This is a genomic window from Paenibacillus solanacearum, assembly GCF_910593845.1.
Classification (GTDB): Bacteria; Bacillota; Bacilli; order Paenibacillales; family NBRC-103111; genus Paenibacillus_G; species Paenibacillus_G solanacearum.
This window is the reverse complement of record NZ_CAJVAS010000014.1, coordinates 44995-64752: the sequence shown is the minus strand read 5'-3', so window position 1 is coordinate 64752 and position 19758 is coordinate 44995. Positions and strand designations below refer to the sequence as shown.

Sequence of the window (19758 nt, the reverse complement as noted above, 5' to 3'; positions counted from 1 at the left end):
GGCCGGCGCATGCTATGGACAGCTTGACACGATCTGACAGAGCAAAGGAGCTGGTTTCATTATGCCGAGACGTCGAAAAAGCGTCGGAACAACCTTTCAAGGAACGTTTAACGATATAGGAACGAACCAGCAGGCGGGGACGGGAGCGGCCAGAGGGTATCAGGATGCCGAGGAGGCCACGCACAATGGCAACTTTGCCTGGAACGGCCAGCCGATTCCTGAATTTAAGCCGTACGGACAAGGCGCAACCGGATACGGCTCATCTTCGGTAACGCAAACGGGCGGCTGGCAGAGCAGCGCGGCCGGCACGGTGCAGTCGCCGTATAGCAACGGCCCGACGGCGGGAGCGTGGCAGGGCAACGCAGCCGGTGCGGCGCAGTCGCCGTATAGCAACGGCACGACGGCGGGAGCATGGCAGGGAAGCAGCGCGGCCGGTGTGGTGCAATCGCCGTATAGCAACGACACGACGGCGGGAGCATGGCAGGGAAGCAGCACAGCCGGCACGGCGCAGTCGCCGTACGGCCAGCCTCCGGTGCAGCCGCAGCCCGCTATGGCGCAAGCCCGCAACGTCGGCGGGCAGACGTTCCAGGGCGGCATGCCCATTCCCGGATCTTCCGGTGACCCGAATGCTGCGTACGGCAGCCGCAATACGGGAATCAACCACGCGGACGCGCGCAATGTCGGGTTTCAGGGCGGCTATACCGGCTACGGGCCGAACGGCCAGCCGGTGCAGTACGGCACATTCATGCGCGACGGGACGCAGTACGGCAAAGGCCCGCACACGATCGACCCGAACAAGGCGATCATTCAGGCGGTTCATTACGAAGGCGGCGGCATTGCCGCGGTGAAATTCCAGGACGGCTCGGTGGCGGACGTCGCGACGGCGATCGGCATGGCGGAAGCCGGTCTGATCGAAGACGTCAACACGGGGAAAAACCGCGAAGGGCAGAAGACGCTGCGCTCGTATCCCGACGGCGATCCGAGCAATAATTTGTCCAATCTGCCCCGGTTCTGATCCCAGCCGTTCGCTTGGACGCCATGAGCAGGCTGACGCTGGCCTGCTCAAATTTTTGTTATTTCCCCCCTTTGTCCATCATACAATGGGTTAGACAGGGGGTGCACGTCATTGCGCAACAAGCAGTCTTTCGTGCGAGGAACAGTCATCTTAACGATATCGGCGTTCATTACGAGAATGCTCGGATTCGTCAACAGCATAGTGATGGCGCGGTATCTCGGCCCCGAAGGCATCGGCCTGATGATGATCGCGCAGCCGCTCGTACCGATTATCGTCACGCTCACCAGTCTGGGACTGCCTGTGGCGATATCGAAGCTGGTGGCCGAAGCGGAAGTGCGGGACGATCAGGCCAAAGTGAAACGGATATTGACCGTCTCCCTCACGATCACGGGCTCGATCAGCATCGTGCTGACGCTGTTTTCCTTTTTTGGGGCCAAGCTGATGTCAGCATGGATTTTATCGGATCCGCGAGCGTATTACGCGATGCTCGCGATTATTCCGATCGCCCCGCTGGTGGCGGTGTCTTCCGTCATCAAAGGCTATTTTGGCGGGAAGCAGCAGATGAGCCCGCTCGCCGTCTCGGATGTTGTGGAGCAAGTGATCCGGATCGCCTTGATCGCCGCACTCGTCCAATATTTGCTGCCGTTTGGCATTGAGTATGCGGCTGCGGGCGCCATGATCAGCACGGTCATTGGCGAAGGCGCAGGCCTGTTGTATTTGATGCTGATGCTGCAGATTCACCGGAGGAAGCGGGAACGGCAAAGCTTCTCCCCGCGATGGCGCGAGGAGAAGAAGACGCTCGTCGAGCTGCTCGAAATCGGGCTGCCGACGACGGGACAGGGCTTCATTCATTCGATCTACCGGGCGCTGCAGCCGCTCATTATTACGAAGAGCATGGCCATCGCGGGCATCAGCGCGGTCGTGGCGACGAAGCAGTACGGGCTTCTCGCCGGCTATACGTTCCCGCTGCTCGTGTTCCCGAGCTTCATCATGCATTCGCTCTCCACGGCGCTCATCCCGGCGATTAGCGAGGCAAAGGCGCAAGGGAACGGGCAGTTGATTCATCAGCGGCTAGACCAGGCGATCCGCATCGCGCTGATCATCGGGGCGCCTTGTACGGCCGTGCTGTATGTGTGGGCGTTTCCGCTGACGACCGCAGTATATCATATGGAGCAGGCGGGAGAGTTTTTGAAGCTGCTGGCGCCGATTTTTTTGCTGCAATATTTCGAACCGCCGCTGCATGCGGTGCTGATCGGTCTCGGGCTGGTCAATACAGTGATGAAAAACTTTATCGCCACGACGATCGTCAAGGCGATCGCGATCTTTGCACTCGGCAGCATCATGGGCATTCACGGCATCATCTGGGGAATGAATATCGGCATTTGCCTGATTACGATGCTTAACTTTTTGTCGCTATCCAAGAGCATCGGCTTCACGCTGGACATTCGGACGTGGTTCAAGGTAGCGCTCAGCTTGGCTGCAATGGTGCTGATCGGTCATCATGCGTTCGTCTGGATGCAGGATGCGGGTTATACGCTGCTGCTGTCGGTGATCGGCTCAATCTCCGTCGCGCTGCTGGCCTATATTGTTTCGCTGCTTGCGACGAATACCGTCAAACGGAACGACGTTCAGCGCTTTCCCGTCATACGGAAAATGTTCACGTAAAGGGCCCCCAACTGGAATATTTTATAACATGACAGCCGTTGATCGCTGCATTACTATAATTGAGTTGTTATAAACATACGAAATGGGAGTTCATCATGAGCAGCAAACAGCACGAATCCGCTCCTAATACTCAATCAGGCACAGCGGAACGCTTTACCGCGACGGGATTTATATTGGCGGCCATCGGAAGCTCGGTCGGCCTAGGCAACATGTGGAAATTTCCGTACATTACGGGCAAGCATGGCGGCGCCGCTTTTTTTCTGTTGTTTATCATTTGCCTGATCGTTGTCGGCTTGCCCATATTGCTCGCCGAAATGACCGTTGGCCGCGGAGGGCGGGGAAGCGCAGGAACGGCATTCTATAATTTGACGAAGAACAAATATTGGAGCGCGTTCGGCGTGTTCTCCGTCGTCACCGCGTTTATCATTATGTCCTATTACGCTGTCGTCGCAGGCTGGACGCTTCATTACACGGTTGAATCGTTTACCGGACTGTTGTTTCAGAACGGCACCGACTACAAGCTGAAGTTCGTGTCGTTCGCTTCCGGTTATACCCCGATTTTGTGGCAGGCGGTCGTCATGGTGATTACCGGTCTCGTGCTGGCGAAAGGGGTATCCGGCGGCATCGAGAAGTTTAACAAAATATTGATTCCCGGCTTCCTGATCATATTGATCGTGCTTATGTTCCGCGCCTTGACCTTGCCCGGCGCTTCGACGGGCGTGGCCTTTTTCCTGAAGCCGGACTTTTCCAAGCTGGATGCGGAGTCAGCACTCATTGCGCTCGGACATGCGTTCTTCTCCTTGTCGCTCGGCATGGGCTGCATGCTGACGTACGGTTCTTACGTAGACAAGCGGCAGTCGCTTGGCACGGCGACGCTGGCCATCGGGATCGGCGATTTGATATATGCCTTAATCGCGGGACTGGTCATTTTCCCGACCGTCTTCTCCTTCGGACTGGAGCCGGGGGAAGGCGTCGGCTTGGCGTTCATGGCGCTCCCGGCCGCCTTCTCGCAAATGCCGTTCGGCTTTTTCTTCGGCGGACTGTTCTTTGCGCTGCTGGCGATCGCGGCGTTGACGTCAGCTGTCTCGATCCTGGAAGTGCCGGTCGCTTTCGCCATCGAAAAGTGGAAGTGGTCGCGCCATAAAGCAGCGATTTGCGTCTCAGCGGTCTGCTTCGTGATCGGCATCCCTTCGGCTCTGTCCGTCGGCGGTGTGCTCGGCGGTTTTACGCCGGGAGGCAAATCGATCTTCGATTGGGTCGATTTCCTCACTGCCTACGTGATGATGCCGCTTGGCGGATTGGCCGTTACGCTGTTCACCGGCTACGCCTGGAAGCGTGCGGGCGAAGAGGCCGGTCTGAAAGGGGCCGGATACCGGCTGTGGATGATTGCGCTGCGCTATGTCGCGCCGGTCTTGATTATTTTGATCTTCCTGTATTCGATCGGGTTGATCCGCGTGTAACGCCATAGATGAGTCCTTCGCTTTGCCGCCCCGCTCGGGCGGCAAAGCTTTTTTTTATGCCCATGCGGCCATGGCGTTACGGTGCAATCAGTGAGCCGTCAGCGGCATTGCATTGTATAAAACCGTCAACCTGCGATATAAATGATTACACAGCGTCATCATCATATCGTTATAAGGAAGAGGCGAAGAGAATGAAGCGCGTGTTATTGCTGACGGGTAAACCAAGTGCGGGCAAGTCGACTGCGATCCGCACCCTGATTGACATGATCGGCGCGGACAAGTGCGGCGGTTTCTACACTGAAGAAATTCGCGGCGCGTCCGACCGGCTCGGTTTTCGCTGCGTGACGGTTGCCGGCGAAAGCGCCGAGCTTGCGCACACGGACAGCGCCAGCCCGTTAAGAGTGGGCCGGTACGGCGTGATGCTGGAGCCGTTCGAGCAGTTGGCCGTACGGTCGGTACGGCAGTCGATGCGGCAGGCGCAAGTGACGGTGATCGACGAAATCGGAACGATGCAGCTGTTATCCGCGCCTTTTCGCGAGCTGGTCGAGCAGCTCATCGCCGATCCGCCGCATATCGTGCTCGGAACGATCGGGCTGGATGTTCCGGTCTTCGGCCGCATCCGCAACAATCCGGCTGTTGCGCTGTATACTCTTGATGAAAGCAACCGGGACGCGCTGCCCGCCTTGTTGGCTGCCGACCTTGCCGAACGGATGTAATCATCCGTATAAGAAAGGAGACGATCCGAATGATTCCGTCTAACGTTGAACCGGCCATTCGCATGTGGTGCCGCGCGCTCGAAGCCGCGCTGCCGGATCGGCTCGAATCCGTCTATTTATACGGTTCCATTGCTCTTGGCGCCTACGTGGAGGGGTCCAGCGACGTCGATTTTATCGCGTTCGTGAAGCGGCCGCTGTCCGTGGAGGACCTCGCAGCGATCGCGGGCATTCACGAGGCCGTAGATCAGGCATGGCCCGGGCTGCAGTTCATGGGCTCTTATATTCGCCGGGAGGATGCGTTTAAGGAAGGTGGCGCAATCGGGGCGGTTCCGTCCTATTTCAACGGGCGGCTTCATCCGAACGGGGAGCACGCCGATCTGAACCCGGTCACCTGGTGGATGATGAAGAAGCATGGCCTTTGCGTACACGGGATGGAAACGCCATTTGCCGATGAAGTCTCGGCGGAAACGCTCGTGCGTTATGTGATCGGCAATATGAATACATACTGGGCGCAGCAGATCGGCCGTCTGGAGCAGCGGTTGCGCGCGCTGCCGGACGGATCGGACGGAGAGCTGCCGTTCGAGCTGCTGGACGAAGCGGCCGAATGGTGCGTGCTCGGCCTGCTGCGGCAGCATTATACGATTGCGCGGCGGGACGTCACAAGCAAGCTGGGAGCCGGAGCCTACGGCCTGGCGCAAGTCCCGGAGCGTTGGCATGGGCTGATCCGCGAAGCGCTCGCGGTTAAGCGCCGGGAGCCATGGCGGTTGTACGGCTCGCAGCTTGCGAGGCTGCGGGATTTGACGGAGCTGCTGCGGTTTATTGAAACGGATGCCAACAGGCTGTATACTGAGCTATACCCGTCTTCATTTCAATAATTTACCACTTATACGAAGCAAAGGAGTGCAGGCGACATGAATACAAAACCGCAACTGGTTCTCGATATTGGAGGGGTGCTGCTGACCAATTTATCGCCGCGGTTGTGGCAGCAATTATCCGTGGAAGCGAATGTCCCCGATCACGTGATCGCGGCTCAATTCAAACAAGAGGTACGCGAGGCGCTGTGGTCCGGCAAGATGACCGAGGAAGATTTCTGGAGCTGGCTGTGCGTCACATTCCCGTCGATCGACGAGCATAAGGCCCGCGAGCTGCTTCACGCCAATCTCGTTCCGCTGCCTGCGCTGTCTTATTTGCCGGCCTGGAGCCGGGTCGCCGATATTCATTTGTTAAGCAACCACCGGAGCGAGTGGGGCGTTCCCGCACTCGCGGCGGTGAGCGAGCATATCGAGAGCATCACGATATCCAGCAGCATCGGCTGCTGCAAGCCGCATCCCGAAATGTTCGAGGCGCTGGCCTCCCGGATCGGCTCGTTCGACCGGATTCTGTTCGTCGACGATCAGGACAAAAATTTGAAGCCCGCCGCCCGCATCGGGTGGGATACGCTGCTTGCGGATGCAGGCGGGGCATGGATCGGCCAAGTGGCCGGCTATTTGTCGGGTACGCCGCTGAACGGCGAAAGCCGCAGCGCTGTATAGTAAGCAGCATTGCGGCGCTGCCGCAGGGAAGGTTACAAAAGCCCGGTTCCTCCATACAATAATGTAAATTATTTGGAGGAGTGGTTCATCATGGGAAGATTAAAAGCGGCCGTCGTCGGCGCGACCGGCATGGCGGGGCAGCAGTTCGTTCAGGCGCTGTCCGGGCATCCCGACTTTGAAGTGGTGACGATGGTGACGTCCCGCACGGTGAAGAGCTACCGCGAAGCGCTGCTTGAGGCTAACGGGTCATCCCGCTGGACGCAGAGCACCCCGGTGCCGGACGATATGCTGGAGGTGCCGGTGCTGTCGTCGCAGCAGTTCAGGCCGGAATCCGTCGATGTCATCTTCACGGCGATCGAGTCCGACCTGGCCAAAGAGCTGGAGCCATGGTTCGCGAAGACGACGCCGACCTTCTCAACGGCTTCCGCCTTTCGCTATGACGATGATACGCCGCTGCTGATTACCGGCGTGAACGACGACCACGCGCCGCTCATCCGCAAGCAGCAGCGGGAGCGGGGGTGGCAGGGATTCGTGCTGGCTGTCCCGAACTGCACGGTGACTGGGCTTGCCGTCACGCTGAAGCCGCTGCACGAGCGGTTCGGCGTCGATAACGTGCTGATGGTATCGATGCAGTCGGTCAGCGGCGCAGGGAGAAGTCCCGGCGTGCGGACGCTGGATATTCTCGACAACATCATTCCTTACATTCCGAACGAAGAGGGAAAGGTAAGGAAGGAGCTGTTGAAAATATTGGGGCAGTATGCGGGAGAACGCATCCTGCCAGCGGCGATCAACGTCAACTGCATCTGTACGCGGGCAAACGTGCTTGACGGGCATACGGAATCGGTTTTCGTCGGGCTCAAGCGGCAAGCGGAGCTGGCGGAGGTGAAAGCCGCGATCGAAGCCTATGATCCGTTCCGGGACGTTCGGCTGCATTCCGCGCCTGAGCGAATGATTCACTTGCATGAAGATCCGTACCGGCCGCAGCCCCGGCTGGACCGCGAGCTCGGCGGCGGAATGACGACGAGCATGGGGCGGCTGGAGGCGGAGCCAGTGCTTGGCGGGGTCAAGTACGTGCTCGTCTCGCACAACACGAAGATGGGGGCCGGCAAAGGTGCCGTACTGCTCGCCGAATCGATGCTGAAGCAAGGCATATTGCAGGTATAATCCGTTTATTGATCATCCGAAGCCGCCGTCAGGCGGCTTTTTTCTGCGGGGCGGGCGCCGTGAGCAAGGAGCGAACCCCAAGCGCGCGTTGCGTCGGCCTCACCGTGTCTCAGCCCCATAGGCGGCCCTGCTCTAGGCTGCTGTTGTTGTTATTGCAGCGTTATTTCCGGCTCGTATGGTACAGAACATGCGGGTATAAAGGGCTCGTTGGCTCCACCTTCGGATGGTTGAAAGGTTTCACGAATTGCATGCCGATCTTCTTCATTACGTTCTTCGAGGGCTCGTTCAGGTTGGCCGTGAAGCTGTATACATCGCTGAAGCCGAGCTGCTCCCATCCATAGCGCAGACACGCGGACGCGCCTTCGGTGGCATAGCCTTTGCCCCAGGCCGCCTTGTCCAGACGCCACCCGATTTCGATGCATGGGGTAAATTCGGCCTCAAACGCGGCCCTGTGAAACCCGATGAAGCCGATGAACCGCTCGCTTTCCTTCACTTCGACGGCAAACAGCCCGAACCCGCATTCGCTCAGCTCGGAGACGATCGTCCGCTGGAACGCAGCGGTTTCTTCGGCGGACATCGTTTTCGGAAAATACCTCATGACCTCCGCATCCGCGTTGAGCCGGCAAAAAGGCTCCAGGTCGTCTTCCTGCCAATCGCGCAGCCGCAATCTCGACGTTTCCAAATAGATCATGTTTACGCCTCCTGTATAAAATGAATCGGCTGTTGCTGCACAGCCGTCACCCATTTCCTGCCCTATCGTTATTCGACGTGTATTCCCGTATTCCTTGCCGTCCGATTGGCGCTCAGCCGAGCTTGTCGTTATAAAGCTCCGTTCCTGCGAATATCAATAATTACGCCGGAGCGTACGGTTCCGCGTTTGCAGAACGGGCAGGCGCATGGAACGGCAGGCGGGCTTCGGCTTACATCCATCGGAGAAAAGGGGGGCGCTAGCGTTCTTGTTAACGATTCAGAATGTTGAAGTTCGCTAAATAAACTACGGACCAGCGGCTGTCGATTTTACGTGTGAGGAGAGGGTTCCGGCATGGCAATGTCCACATTGAACAAAATTTCAATGCCGCTCGCGTTCGCGATGCTGGCGGCTGCGGCCGCCGCTTGCAGCGGTACAGGCCCGGCGAAGGAAGCAGGGGGGCAGGCCGATAAGCCGGCCGCAACCAAGGAGCCGGTCGACATTATCTTTTACTCGCCGCTTGCGCCCCGTACGGTGGAGCAGTTCATGAAGGAGCGCGGAGACGACATTCAGGCCAAGTTTCCGCAATACCGAATCCAGTTCATCCCATACGCCAAAGGGACGGAAACGGCCGATCTCATCGCCGCAGGGCAGACGGTCGATATCATTATGTCGACAACGACGACGATCAACGAGCTGGTCAAGTACGGCTTGCAGTACGACATGACGGAGCTGATCAAGAAGCACAAGTACGACTTGAACCGGCTGGAGCCGTCGCTCGTTCGATTTATGAAGGAATACTCCGAGGGCGGCATGTACGGCCTGCCCGTCAGCGTCAGCACGTTCAATCTCGTCTACAACAAGAGCGTATTCGATAAATTCGGCGTACCTTACCCGAAGGAAGGAATGACATGGGATGAAGTGTACGAGCTGGCCAAAAAGCTGACGCGCACCGAGGGCGGCTTGCAGTATTACGGCTTGACGATGTCCGTCCCGCACATGCTGAACATTAATCAGCTGTCGGCGCCGTATTACGATCTGAAGACGAACAAAGTGCTGCTCGAGGAAGACAAGTTCAAAGCGGTTGTCGGCAACTATGCGCGGTTTTACCAGCTGGCCGGCGATAAAGCGGGAGATATGATCACGCAGTGGCAAAACGTTTTCGTCAAAGACCAGACGGCGGCGATGATGGTGTATTACGCCTCGTTTACGCTGGAAACGAAATTCGACTTCGATTGGGACGTCATTTCAATGCCTTATTTCAAAGAAGCGATGGGCGTCGCTCCGCAATATACGCCTTCCTATATGGAAATTGCGGCGAACAGCAAGCATAAGGACGAAGCGTTCGAAGTGCTGACTTACTTGACTTCGGATGAATACCAGATGAAGCAGTCGAGGCAGGGGATCATGACATCATTGAAAAACCCCGACGTGAAAAAAGCGTTCGCCCAAGGCTCGGACATATTGAAAGGGAAAAACATTAAGGCGTACGCCCCCGATCAAGCGGCACTCATCACGCCGAAGGATCAGTTAAGCGGGATCGCGGGCAGCAAGGCGACCAGCTTCTTTAAAAATATCGTCACCGGCCAAAGCGATATCAACACCGCGCTGCGGGATGCGGCGGAAGCGGCAAGAAAAGAAATCGAGACGGCGCGCGTCAAATGATGATGACTCCCTTGGCTTGCGGCGCAAATACCGGGTGTGCGGTACATTTGCAATGTGATCCCCGAAGGATTAACATCGATAGGGAGAAGATTATGCGAAAGGGGATTACGCCATGCCGCTTCAGATTCAAGCCGCCAAGACGGCGCTCGTCGTCATCGATTTGCAGAAAGGAATTACCGCGCATAAGGGCGCTCCTCACGACTCCCGAACGGTTGTCGCGAACGCCTCCCGTCTCGCGGATGCGTTTCGCAGCAGAGGAGGGTACGTCGTTCTGGTGCGCGTCGCTTTTACCGACGGGAAGGACGCGCTTCGCCCGATAACGGATCAGCCTCCGGCGTCTGCTGCGGCACGGCCGTCGGATTGGGCCGACATCGTGGAGGAGATGCATCTGTCGCCATCGGATCATATCGTTACGAAGCGGCAGTGGGGCGCCTTCTTCGGTACGGACCTCGATTTGCAGCTGCGCCGGCGCGGCATCGAAACGATCGTGCTGTGCGGCATCTCTACGAATATCGGTGTCGAGATGACGGCGCGCGAAGCGTTTCAGCATCATTACCAGCAAATTTTCGCCGTTGACGCGATGACCGCGATGTCGGCCGAAGAGCATGAACATACGGCCAAATATATTTTCCCGCGGATCGGACGCGTCCGGACGACGGACGAAATTGTGAACGCGATGGATTGATCGAACGGCCGCAATCCACGAAGAAACGAGCGCTTCATGCCGCCTTACGGCGCGTGTAGCAGCTCGTTTTTTGTTGTTTGCCTCCGGTTGCGGAGTGATTCCGGCGCTTCTCTCAAATATGATATAATATGGAAATCTTTGAACCAAAGCATTTTTTCCCGGGGTGTATGTGATGAAACTGGAACGGCTGATCTCCATGATTTATATGCTGCTGAACAACGAAGTGCTGTCGGCTTCGGCATTGGCGGAAAAGTACAACGTATCCCAACGAACGATCTACCGCGATATCGATGCGATCTGCGCGGCCGGCATCCCTGTCGTATCGTATCAGGGCGTGAACGGCGGTTACGGCATCATGGAAGAATACAAGATGGATAAAAGTTTGCTTGGGTCCTACGACGTCGAGTCGTTAATTACCATTCTGCACAGCGTGTCGACGGTGTTCGAGGACGAGCGCGCGCTCGAAACGATTCATCGGCTGCAAACCGTAGGGCAGGAAAGCCAGACCCAGAGCTTGTCGATGGATATCGGCAGCTGGCGTGCGAATGCGGAGTCGCTGCGGCTGCTGCGAACGGCGATTACCGGGAAGCGCGTCATCCGGTTCGACTACATTAATGCCAAGAACGAGCGGACGAACCGCAAGGTCGAGCCGGTGCGTCTGATGTACAAGTACGGTTCATGGTATTTGTACTCTTTTTGCAGAACGCGCGAAGATTACCGCGAGTTTCGGGTGTCCCGCATGGCCGATGTGGTGGAGACGCCGGAGACGTTCCACCGCACGCATGTCGTGGAGCATCGGGAGCGCGCGTACGATATGAGCCGGAAGGCTGAGCAGGTGGAGGTCGTACTGCATTTTTCCGCGGACTCGCTCGCGATGGCGATGGACCATTTTTACGATGCGGATAAACGGTTCAACGACGATGGGACGCTGACGATGACGCTGAAAGTCATCAATCCTTCAGAAGCGAGATGGCTGTTATCGATTCTGCTCAGCTTCGGTGACAAGGTCGAGGTTATGGAACCGGCGGAATTGCGGCAAATCATGAGAACGAAGCTCGAAAATATGTTGTCCCGTTATGCGAAAGGCTGACAGACTGTTGTCATACTTTGCGGTATATACTGAGTTCATCGAATCGCAATAGCGAAAACAAGGGAGAAGATGAACGATGTCAAATGCCGTAACGATGTACCACTTTCATGTATGGGCGAACCAAACGATGATCAACCGGTTAAAGGAGCTGCCGCGCGATGTCTATACGCAGCAGGTTCAAAGCATCTTTCCTTGCGTGTCCAAAGTGCTTGCGCACATCTACTTCGTGGATCTCAGCTGGTTCCATATCGTGAGCGGAATCGGCATGAAGGAGGCGATGGGGCTGGCGCTGCAGCAGCAGGAGGAGACGGAATCCGGCAGCCTGGAGGAGCTGGAGGCGAAGTACGCTGACTTGTCCGTACGCTTCAAGGCGCTTCTTGAGAGCCAGGACGATCTGGAACGGGCGATCGTGCTCGATAACCCGTATGCGGGCGTGCGAAGCACGAAGCTATCGGAAATGGTGCTGCAAACCGTCAATCACGCCACGTATCATCGCGGCAACATCTCGGCGATGCTGCGTCAGATGGGGCATGCCTCCGTCATGACCGAGTACGCGTTATTCTGGTATCAGGACGAGTCCCAAGCGGCCGAAGCCGCATCGACGGCGGGATGAGCGGGGAGGCGCGCCAGAAGAAGAAAAGCATGGCTCTTCGAAGATGCGCGAACCATAGAAGGTTGCAAAAAAAGAAAAGAAAGCGGCTGGACAGTGCGATGTCCAGCCGCTTTTCTATGTGTATTGCGTCAGGAGAGGAACAAGGGCTGATTACCCACCGTACGTTTGATGCTGCCCGCGCTGCGGTTATTTTTTCGCGGCGGCTTCAATATCTTTGGCCGCTTGTTCGGTTGCTTTGCGGAAGGCGGTATTGGCGTCGCTGACGCCTTGCGCCAGGTCCTTGAATGCGTTCGAGGCTTGTTTTTCCGCCGCATCGTCAAAGATCGTCTTCGGGCTGATCGGCGCCGGCTTGGCCGGATAGAACGCCTTGATGTTTTTGCCTTTGAGCTGCGGAATGTTTTGGCCGAACGACTCGAGCAGCTTCGGATTTTTCACGATTGGCATTCCCAGTCCGTCCTTGGCGAACTTCTCCTGCATTTCGTCCGAAGTCAAATACGCCAGTACTTCGAAGGCGATGTCTTTATGCTTGCTCGTGCTGGAGATGCTGGCGAACGTCGGATACATCTGGGAGCCGACGCCTGGCGCTTCTTTGAACGAAGGGAGCGGGACCGCATCGATATTCATTTCGGGCGGGGCGCCGACCATCGTACTGTTGAAGTAAGCATACATGGCGAGGGTCCGGTCCTTCGTGAACAGATCGCCTTCCTTGCCGTACCTTTCCTTGGGCAGTTCGGCTCCGGGCATGGAGTAAAATCTCGCGAAGTTTTCGGTCATGCGCTTGAACGGATCCGAACCGAAGGCCGGCTGGTTCGTCTTCTCGTCGACAAACGGCAGCGACAGCTGGTTCACGCGAAGCATGTGCGAGATCGAGGTCAGGAAGCCGTAGTGCTGAACGCCTCCGTCGACGCGCGTCATCTTCTTGGACAAGTCGTACAGGTCATCCCAGGTCATCCCTTCTTTTGGATAGCCCACGCCGAATTTGTCAAATAAATCTTTGTTGTACATCAGCACCTCGGCGGTCGTAAAGAGGGGAAGGAAGTAGGTCTTTCCCTTGCCGAACTGCTTTGCAAAATCATAGGTGGTCGTCTCCAGCTTGCCCGCATCGTAATTGTACTTCTTCATGTATTCATCCAATTCCGTTTGCAGATTGAAATTTTGAAACTGAGGAACAAAGCCGATGGAAAGAATGACGATATCGAGGGGCAAACCGGCTGCGATCACTTCGTTCACGCTCGTTCCCGTTCCGAAAGGAATGAACTTCGGCGTGACGAACGGGAATTTCTCTTTGATTTTACTGCCCATCAAATCCATGAATTGTTCTTCCGTCGTTCCCGTATTCGGACGGTAGAACGTCAGCTCGACCGGCTCCCGGTTCGCGTCTTTGGCCTTTGGCGTGTTCACCGTCTGAGAGCCGCCTCCCCCGCTGCAAGCGGACATGCCGAGCAATGCAGCGATGGCGGTAAGAAGCAATGCGCGTGTTCTTGTGTTCATTTCCGTTTCGCCCCTTTTCGTGTATGAATCGGTTGACAAGCGCTTCGCGTGACCGCTATGACAGACGCGTCTGTTTTAACAATTAAAGCGCTTTCTTTTATTGTAAGGCAAAAGCAGGTGGCGGGTGATGCCCAATATACACTTGTTTTAGCCCAATCCTCACCAATTTGATTGATTTTTCTAAATATTCAACCAAGGACGAGGGGGGCATATCGGCCTATTTTTACGGGAGGCGGTTGAGTGCCATGGATATCATGTGTATACTGTTAATATAAATATACACAGTAAATACACTTTATTCGTTAGGCAGGTGCTGCGGCATGTGGAATAACGCCTTGTTCATTATGAAGCACGAGCTCAAGCGCTCCAACGCGGGCAAGCTCGTATCCGTCGGCTTGTATTTGTATTTCGGCGTGTTTTCCGGTCTCCTCATGCGAGGGATGTACAGCGGCACGGGGGTATTGGACCGGTCATTAGGCACGGCGGTCGATATTATGTTCCTGTGCGGCATAAGCTGCATCGGCTTTACGATGACCGGCGAATATTTGAATTATCACCAGACCGATTTCTTCTCGCGAAAAATGCAATATATGCGGCAGCTGCCGATCAGCATTTCGGAGACGGTGGCGGCCAAATATTTGCAGATGGGCGTGACGCTCCTTCCGCAGGCGCTGCTGTTATTCGTTCCGTTTTATTTCATCGGGCGGATCGGCGAAACGCTCACGGCCGGGCAAGCGCTCGCTTTCGTTCTGGCCTGGATTTATTTCGGGGCATGCATGAGCGTCGTGTTCGCCTACAAGGAGCTTGGCGGCAGCGGGAAGTCGTATATGCGGTTCAACCTGGTATTCACGGCGTTTCTCGTCGCTGCGACGGTAGGCGTCAATTTGCTCGGGATCAGCTTCCTGGAGCTGACGATGCAGGGCGCCGCTCGGGGCGGGGCGGGAATCGCCGTGCTCGGGGCGGTCATCACTGCCCTCTGGACCTTGTTCTGGTTCCGCTTGACGGTCAAACGAATTCACAGCCGTACGTTTATCCGATAACCGTTCCGCGCGGCAGGGGAGGGAGGAATCACATCATGCAGATGCCGATTCAATTATCTGCGGATTCGGCGGAGCCGATGTATCACCAGATCGAGGTGCAGCTGCGGTCGCTTATTTTGAGCGGGAAGCTGCCCAAGGGAACGCTGCTTCCTTCGATCCGTGAGTTTGCCCAGCAGCTCAGCTGCAGTATCATAACGATTCGCAGGGTATATCAGGATTTGGAGAATGAAGGTTTGCTGCTGACGAGGCAGGGCACCGGGACGTTCGTTGCCTCCGTGAGCGAGAGCGAGCGGGAACGATACCGGAGCGAAGCGGTCACGGAAGCGTTCCGCGCCGCGGTCGCGATGGCGCAGCGCGTGCAGCTGACGCGGGCGGAGACGGAGAAGCTGTTTCGCGAAAGTCTGGACTTGTTGATGCCGGAAAACGATGACGAAGGGGGAAACAAGGCATGAGCGCACAAGGAATCGAACTGCGCGGCGTGGAAAAGTCGTTCGAATCGTTCCGCTTCGGACCGCTTGATTTGACGATCGAACCCGGGGCTGTTACGGCTTTTGTAGGGCCGAACGGTTCGGGAAAAACGACGCTGTTCGAAATGCTGCTGAATATATGCCGCCCGGATCACGGGGCGATGACGCTGTTCGGACTGGATTACGAGCGTCATGATGTAGCGTTGAAACGAAGGATCGGTTACGTGCCGGACCGCTCGTTTGTCGAGGAAGCTTCGAGCCGAATCGATGATCTCGCCGCGTTCCACCGCCACTGGTACCCGAGCTGGAGCGAAGACAAGTGGAACGAGCTGTGCGAACGGTTCGAGCTGGAGCCGAAGGCCAAAGCGAATGCAATGTCCAAGGGAATGAAGCGCCGGCTCGCCTTTTGTCTCGCGATTGCCCAGCTGCCGGATTTGCTCATCCTCGACGAGCCGTCTGCGGGCTTCGATCCGTACGTGTGGCGGATCATGCTGGAAACGATACGCGAATATATGAACGGCGGTGACCGGACCGTGCTGATCGCGACCCATACGATGGAGGAAGTGCGCCGTCTTGCCGATTATGTTGCGTTGCTGTACAAAGGACAACTGCTGGAGTATAAGGAGAAAGATGCGCTCACCGACGATTGGAGAACAGTATGGATTGAAGCGTCCGATCCGGATACGCTCAACCTTCCGGGCATAGTCGAATACGAGCGGGGCGCGCTGACACGGATTGTTACGCGGCAGGCGGCTTTCACGGAGCAAGCGCTCCAGGCCGCAGGCATTCCGGTTATGAAGCGGCAGGCGGTCGAATTGGACGAAATGATTCATTATATGATTGCGGAGAAGAAGCATGGCGAACAAGGAAGCGGGAAAGGAGACACAGACGTATGATTCCATTAAAAATAGACCGTGTCACCAAACGTTACGGGAGCAAGGTTGCGGTGAACGAAATCGACATCGAAGTGCGCCCCGGCGAAATTTACGGGCTGCTCGGGGCGAATGGCGCCGGAAAAACGACAACGATGCGCATGGCGCTCGGACTCATTCTTCCTGACGAAGGCTCGATTTACTGGAAAGGGAAAGGCTACTCCGACGAGGTACGCCGCTGGATCGGCTACTTGCCGGAAGAGCGCGGGCTGTACCCGAAAGTGAAGGTGAGCGAGCAGGTGCTGTATTTCGCCGAGCTGCGCGGCATGAAGCGCTCCAAGGCGGAGCAAAGCTTGCGCAGCTGGCTGGAGAGGTTCGAGGTCGGGGAGTATTACAATATGAAGGTCGAGGAGCTGTCCAAAGGAAACCAGCAAAAGATCCAGTTCATTTCGGCGGTCATTCATGATCCGGATATCCTCATTCTCGACGAGGCGTTCAGCGGACTGGACCCGGTCAACGTCGAGCTGCTCAAGACGAATGTCACCGCGCTTCGCAAGGAAGGGAAGACGATCTTGTTCTCCAGCCACCGGATGGATCATGTCGAGGAACTGTGCGAGAACATTATTATGCTTCATCGCTCGAATACGGTGCTGAAGGGGAATTTGAAAGCGATCAAGCGGTCCTTCCCCCGGGAGCGGGTGCTGCTGGAAACGGACCGTGAGGTGCAGGGGCTGGAGACCATTCGCGGGGTCCGCTCGGTCAACCGGGGCGAGACGTGGACGGAAGTCATGTTCGATCGGCCTGAAGCGGCGCAGGAAGTGCTGCAGACGGCGGTTTCGCAAGGGGATGTATTCCGCTTTCAAATCATGGAGCCGACGCTGAATGAAATATTCATCAAGACGGTGGGGAGGCAGGGATCGCATGAATAGGATGATGACCGTCATTCGTTTTACGTTTCTTAGCCGGGTGCGGACGAAATCGTTTCTTGTCACAACGCTGATTTTCGCCGTGGCGCTGTCGGCCATGATCAACTTGCCGGCGATCATCGCCAAGTTTTCCTCATCGGACGAGCGGACGAACATCGGTTTCGTCGGGCCGGAGACGGAGGTTACCCGGTCGCTGTCAGCTTACTTGGAGAAACAAGAGACGGGGATTCGCCTCATCCCGCTCGGAGATGCCGGGTCGAAGGAAGCGAACGCGAAGCTGGGCAACGGAAAGCTGGAAGCGAAAGCGGTGAAAGGCTACCTCGAATGGAGCGACGATGCCGCAGCCGGATTCCCGCGAGCGACCTATTATGCGAAAAGCTCGATGGATGCTTCGTTGACGGCGAAGCTCAGAACCGGATTGCAGGCTGTGAAGGCGGAAATCGTCGTGAAGGATTTGGGTCTTACAGCGGAGCAGCGCGGTAAGCTGAACGCGCCGGTATCGCTGAAGTCGGTGCAGGTGCATGAGGGCACAGACGGCAAGACGGAATCGCAAATGAAAATGGCGTACGTGCTCGTGTACGCGCTGCTGTTCATGCTGTACATGACCGTCATCGGCTACGGGAACATGGTCGCGACGGAAATTACGGCTGAGAAGAGCTCCCGCGTCATGGAGGTGCTCATCACGACGGTTGCGCCGCTCAAACAAATGTTCGGCAAAATTATCGGCATTTGCCTGCTTGGCCTTGTGCAAATCGCCGTGTTCCTCGCCGTAGGCGCCGCCAATTTGCTCATTCCGCAAAATCTGGATAAGCTCCAAGGGCTGAATATCAATCTTAGCGAGGTGCCGCTTTCGCTGATCGGATTTTTCATCGTATTTTATTTGCTCGGCTACTTTATATACGCCACGATGTTCGCCGCCGTCGGATCGCTCGTCAGCCGCACCGAGGAAGTCGGGCAGGCGATTATGCCGGTCATGTTCCTCATTATCGGGGGCTTCATGATCGCGGTATTCGGCTTGCAAAACCCGACGGCTCCATGGATCGTCGCGATGTCCTACGTGCCGTTCTTTTCACCGCTCATCATGTTCTTGCGTATCGGCATGAGCGACCCGGCCTGGTGGGAGATCGGAATATCGATTGCGGTGACGACGGCGACGATGATCGCATTAAGCTGGCTGGCCGCCAAAATTTACAGGGTTGGCGTGCTGATGTACGGCAAGCGTCCATCGCTTCGGGAGCTGCGCAAGGCCATGAAGGCGTTCAAGGTCAATTAACCGAGATTATGCATATTTTGGGGGCTGATGCCGCATCATATCCAAGTGGAAATGAAGACATCAGGAGGAATAAGGAAATATGCCGGATACGACGACGCTATATCAAAAATTTGGCGGAGAAGGAACGATCGCCAAGGTGGTCGACTACTTTTACGATCTTGTGCTCGCTGACGAAACCGTCAATCACTTTTTTGAGAATACGGATATGGAGAAGCAGCGCAAGCACCAGACGAAATTCATCAGCTATGCGTTAGGCGGGCCGAACCAATACTCGGGGCAATCCATGGCCAAGGTCCATACGGGGATGAATTTGCAGCCGGTTCACTTTGACGCGATCGTCAAACATCTGCATGATGCGCTGGCCCATTTCGGCGTAGGCGAATCCGATATCGACACGGCATTAACGAAAGTGGGCTCGCTGCGCGACGACATATTGTATAAATAGACGGAACTTTTATGCCATGCCGACCCCGATGCCGCGGGTCGGCATTTGGCGTTTACCGGCAGTGTGGTCTGGCGCAGCCGATCCCGGGCGCGCGTTTCGGCGCTGCGCGGCGGTCGGTTGAACCGCTATGCCGCGGGTGTATGACTTAGCGCATGTCCGAGTCCTTCATGAGAAGCGAATAGAAGAGGAGCACGGGCGATGGAGAAGGAGGCCGTGGTGGCCGCCGTTACGAAAGCCGCCGGAAGAAAGTCGCTGTACCATTTTACGCGGGCGAGCAATTTGCCGGCGATCGCTCGTCTGGATGGCTTGTTGTCAAGCTTCGTCATCGATCCGGCTCATTCCGGCGAACGCCGGACGGAAGCGAGGCCGGTGACATACGGCGACCATGCGATGACGGTGAACGCCCACCTCAGCATCCCCGAGCATATGATGGAGGCGGGCTGCACGCTCCGCGAATTTCGGAGCGTACTCGACACTCACGTCTTTTTTTGGCCTACCGTCCGCGATTGTCAGAAGATGCTGGATACCTACTCGCGCAGAGAACCGGATGAAGCCTTCGCGATCCTGCAGCTTGACGCGTATGCCCTGCTGCTCGAGCACTTCGGAGCGGTGAAGTTATCCAAGTACGATTCGGGCAGCTCGCCGCGGTTCCCGCATCGGTGCTCCTATAAGAAGAGCTCGGCGATGTTCCTTCCGTTGGCGCAGTTTCGCACCGTCTCCAGCAGCTTGGTTCCGCGCAAGGCATCCGAGATTCGGGAAATTCTCGTAGAAGGCCGGGTGACGGGTTTATCCCGCTATATGCAGTGCATTTACGTGGAACAAGATGCCTGCTCCGCGGTTCCCGAGCGCTGGAGACAACAGGCTCGGCCGCTGGCCGGCGCATGGGAGGTAAATCGCGCGAGCAGGTGAACGAGCTACTAGCAGGCAGGAAGGCGATCATCAGTGTGCGGA

Annotated in this window: 19 protein-coding genes and 1 pseudogene; 18 read left to right on the top strand and 2 right to left on the bottom strand. The window is 56.7% G+C overall.

From position 1 onward, the window contains the following. Positions 1-61: 61 nt before the first annotated feature. The 7 genes from KXG62_RS34110 to asd all read left to right on the top strand — a co-directional run bounded on the left by KXG62_RS34110 (position 62) and on the right by asd (position 7552). On the top strand, positions 62-1015 hold the full coding sequence (locus KXG62_RS34110; protein WP_246627488.1) for a DUF3892 domain-containing protein: 954 nt from the start codon (positions 62-64) through the stop codon (positions 1013-1015). Between the two features lie 111 nt (positions 1016-1126). Further along, on the top strand, positions 1127-2680 hold the full coding sequence (spoVB, locus tag KXG62_RS16730; protein WP_218093142.1) for a stage V sporulation protein B: 1554 nt from the start codon (positions 1127-1129) through the stop codon (positions 2678-2680). Between the two features lie 95 nt (positions 2681-2775). Next, on the top strand, positions 2776-4140 hold the full coding sequence (locus KXG62_RS16725) for a sodium-dependent transporter (RefSeq protein ID WP_218093141.1): 1365 nt from the start codon (positions 2776-2778) through the stop codon (positions 4138-4140). A gap of 191 nt (positions 4141-4331) precedes the next feature. Further along, positions 4332-4856: a nucleoside-triphosphatase gene (locus KXG62_RS16720; protein ID WP_218093140.1), complete on the top strand. Its 525-nt coding sequence runs from the start codon at positions 4332-4334 to the stop codon at positions 4854-4856. A gap of 29 nt (positions 4857-4885) precedes the next feature. After that, complete coding sequence (locus tag KXG62_RS16715) at positions 4886-5731, top strand: aminoglycoside adenylyltransferase domain-containing protein (RefSeq protein WP_218093139.1); 846 nt, start codon at positions 4886-4888, stop codon at positions 5729-5731. 36 nt (positions 5732-5767) lie between these two features. Beyond that, positions 5768-6388: an HAD-IA family hydrolase gene (locus KXG62_RS16710; RefSeq protein ID WP_218093138.1), complete on the top strand. Its 621-nt coding sequence runs from the start codon at positions 5768-5770 to the stop codon at positions 6386-6388. Positions 6389-6478: 90 nt separating this feature from the next. Next, positions 6479-7552: an aspartate-semialdehyde dehydrogenase gene (asd, locus tag KXG62_RS16705; RefSeq protein WP_218093137.1), complete on the top strand. Its 1074-nt coding sequence runs from the start codon at positions 6479-6481 to the stop codon at positions 7550-7552. A 160-nt stretch (positions 7553-7712) separates the two neighbouring features. Here asd and KXG62_RS16700 read toward each other — a convergent pair whose 3' ends face one another. Beyond that, complete coding sequence (locus KXG62_RS16700) at positions 7713-8243, bottom strand: GNAT family N-acetyltransferase (protein WP_218093136.1); 531 nt, start codon at positions 8241-8243, stop codon at positions 7713-7715. A 351-nt stretch (positions 8244-8594) separates the two neighbouring features. Here KXG62_RS16700 and KXG62_RS16695 point away from each other — a divergent pair, with 351 nt between their 5' ends. From KXG62_RS16695 to KXG62_RS16680, 4 genes are all read left to right on the top strand, one after another. Continuing rightward, positions 8595-9905, top strand: coding sequence for an ABC transporter substrate-binding protein (locus KXG62_RS16695; RefSeq protein WP_218093135.1), 1311 nt, complete (start codon positions 8595-8597; stop codon positions 9903-9905). 112 nt (positions 9906-10017) lie between these two features. Continuing rightward, entirely contained in the window at positions 10018-10590 is a 573-nt protein-coding gene (locus tag KXG62_RS16690) for a hydrolase (RefSeq protein ID WP_218093134.1), read from the top strand. A gap of 172 nt (positions 10591-10762) precedes the next feature. Beyond that, entirely contained in the window at positions 10763-11680 is a 918-nt protein-coding gene (locus KXG62_RS16685) for a helix-turn-helix transcriptional regulator (RefSeq protein WP_218093133.1), read from the top strand. A gap of 76 nt (positions 11681-11756) precedes the next feature. Next, positions 11757-12293: a DinB family protein gene (locus KXG62_RS16680; protein WP_218093132.1), complete on the top strand. Its 537-nt coding sequence runs from the start codon at positions 11757-11759 to the stop codon at positions 12291-12293. A gap of 480 nt (positions 12294-12773) precedes the next feature. Here the strand turns inward: KXG62_RS16680 and KXG62_RS34655 are convergent. Beyond that, positions 12774-13595, bottom strand: a pseudogene (locus KXG62_RS34655) (ABC transporter substrate-binding protein); the annotation flags it as partial. A 509-nt stretch (positions 13596-14104) separates the two neighbouring features. Here KXG62_RS34655 and KXG62_RS16670 point away from each other — a divergent pair. The 7 genes from KXG62_RS16670 (at position 14105) to KXG62_RS16640 (ending at position 19716) form a co-directional block, all read left to right on the top strand. Beyond that, positions 14105-14824 carry an ABC-2 transporter permease gene (locus KXG62_RS16670; RefSeq protein ID WP_218093130.1) on the top strand — a complete coding sequence of 240 codons (720 nt, stop codon included), beginning with the start codon at positions 14105-14107 and terminating at the stop codon, positions 14822-14824. 35 nt (positions 14825-14859) lie between these two features. Further along, the gene (locus KXG62_RS16665; RefSeq protein WP_218093129.1) at positions 14860-15276 is read left to right on the top strand and encodes a GntR family transcriptional regulator; all 417 of its coding nucleotides are present in this window, start codon (positions 14860-14862) and stop codon (positions 15274-15276) included. Continuing rightward, positions 15273-16187: an ABC transporter ATP-binding protein gene (locus KXG62_RS16660; protein WP_218093128.1), complete on the top strand. Its 915-nt coding sequence runs from the start codon at positions 15273-15275 to the stop codon at positions 16185-16187. The genes KXG62_RS16665 and KXG62_RS16660 overlap by 4 nt, the downstream gene beginning before the upstream one ends. Continuing rightward, a complete protein-coding gene (locus tag KXG62_RS16655) occupies positions 16184-17092 on the top strand; it encodes an ABC transporter ATP-binding protein (protein WP_218093127.1) in 909 nt (302 codons plus the stop codon). Before KXG62_RS16660 ends, KXG62_RS16655 begins: the two co-directional genes overlap by 4 nt. Next, positions 17085-18362 (top strand): ABC transporter permease, encoded by a 1278-nt coding sequence (locus tag KXG62_RS16650; RefSeq protein ID WP_218093126.1) that lies wholly within the window; start codon positions 17085-17087, stop codon positions 18360-18362. Before KXG62_RS16655 ends, KXG62_RS16650 begins: the two co-directional genes overlap by 8 nt. 79 nt (positions 18363-18441) lie before the next feature. Continuing rightward, positions 18442-18807: a group I truncated hemoglobin gene (locus KXG62_RS16645; RefSeq protein WP_218093125.1), complete on the top strand. Its 366-nt coding sequence runs from the start codon at positions 18442-18444 to the stop codon at positions 18805-18807. Positions 18808-19005: 198 nt separating this feature from the next. Next, positions 19006-19716, top strand: coding sequence for a DUF7002 family protein (locus KXG62_RS16640; protein WP_218093124.1), 711 nt, complete (start codon positions 19006-19008; stop codon positions 19714-19716). Positions 19717-19758 lie beyond the last annotated feature (42 nt).

What these genes read in the sequence shown, in the direction of transcription:
- KXG62_RS34110 (WP_246627488.1), top strand. Translation starts at nt 62, where the DNA reads ATGCCGAGACGTCGAAAAAGCGTCGGAACAACCTTTCAAGGAACGTTT.
- KXG62_RS16725 (WP_218093141.1), top strand. Translation starts at nt 2,776, where the DNA reads ATGAGCAGCAAACAGCACGAATCCGCTCCTAATACTCAATCAGGCACA.
- KXG62_RS16720 (WP_218093140.1), top strand. Translation starts at nt 4,332, where the DNA reads ATGAAGCGCGTGTTATTGCTGACGGGTAAACCAAGTGCGGGCAAGTCG.
- KXG62_RS16715 (WP_218093139.1), top strand. Translation starts at nt 4,886, where the DNA reads ATGATTCCGTCTAACGTTGAACCGGCCATTCGCATGTGGTGCCGCGCG.
- KXG62_RS16710 (WP_218093138.1), top strand. Translation starts at nt 5,768, where the DNA reads ATGAATACAAAACCGCAACTGGTTCTCGATATTGGAGGGGTGCTGCTG.
- asd (WP_218093137.1), top strand. Translation starts at nt 6,479, where the DNA reads ATGGGAAGATTAAAAGCGGCCGTCGTCGGCGCGACCGGCATGGCGGGG.
- KXG62_RS16700 (WP_218093136.1), bottom strand. Translation starts at nt 8,243, where the DNA reads ATGATCTATTTGGAAACGTCGAGATTGCGGCTGCGCGATTGGCAGGAA.
- KXG62_RS16695 (WP_218093135.1), top strand. Translation starts at nt 8,595, where the DNA reads ATGGCAATGTCCACATTGAACAAAATTTCAATGCCGCTCGCGTTCGCG.
- KXG62_RS16690 (WP_218093134.1), top strand. Translation starts at nt 10,018, where the DNA reads ATGCCGCTTCAGATTCAAGCCGCCAAGACGGCGCTCGTCGTCATCGAT.
- KXG62_RS16685 (WP_218093133.1), top strand. Translation starts at nt 10,763, where the DNA reads ATGAAACTGGAACGGCTGATCTCCATGATTTATATGCTGCTGAACAAC.
- KXG62_RS16680 (WP_218093132.1), top strand. Translation starts at nt 11,757, where the DNA reads ATGTCAAATGCCGTAACGATGTACCACTTTCATGTATGGGCGAACCAA.
- KXG62_RS16670 (WP_218093130.1), top strand. Translation starts at nt 14,105, where the DNA reads ATGTGGAATAACGCCTTGTTCATTATGAAGCACGAGCTCAAGCGCTCC.
- KXG62_RS16665 (WP_218093129.1), top strand. Translation starts at nt 14,860, where the DNA reads ATGCAGATGCCGATTCAATTATCTGCGGATTCGGCGGAGCCGATGTAT.
- KXG62_RS16660 (WP_218093128.1), top strand. Translation starts at nt 15,273, where the DNA reads ATGAGCGCACAAGGAATCGAACTGCGCGGCGTGGAAAAGTCGTTCGAA.
- KXG62_RS16655 (WP_218093127.1), top strand. Translation starts at nt 16,184, where the DNA reads ATGATTCCATTAAAAATAGACCGTGTCACCAAACGTTACGGGAGCAAG.
- KXG62_RS16650 (WP_218093126.1), top strand. Translation starts at nt 17,085, where the DNA reads ATGAATAGGATGATGACCGTCATTCGTTTTACGTTTCTTAGCCGGGTG.
- KXG62_RS16645 (WP_218093125.1), top strand. Translation starts at nt 18,442, where the DNA reads ATGCCGGATACGACGACGCTATATCAAAAATTTGGCGGAGAAGGAACG.
- KXG62_RS16640 (WP_218093124.1), top strand. Translation starts at nt 19,006, where the DNA reads ATGGAGAAGGAGGCCGTGGTGGCCGCCGTTACGAAAGCCGCCGGAAGA.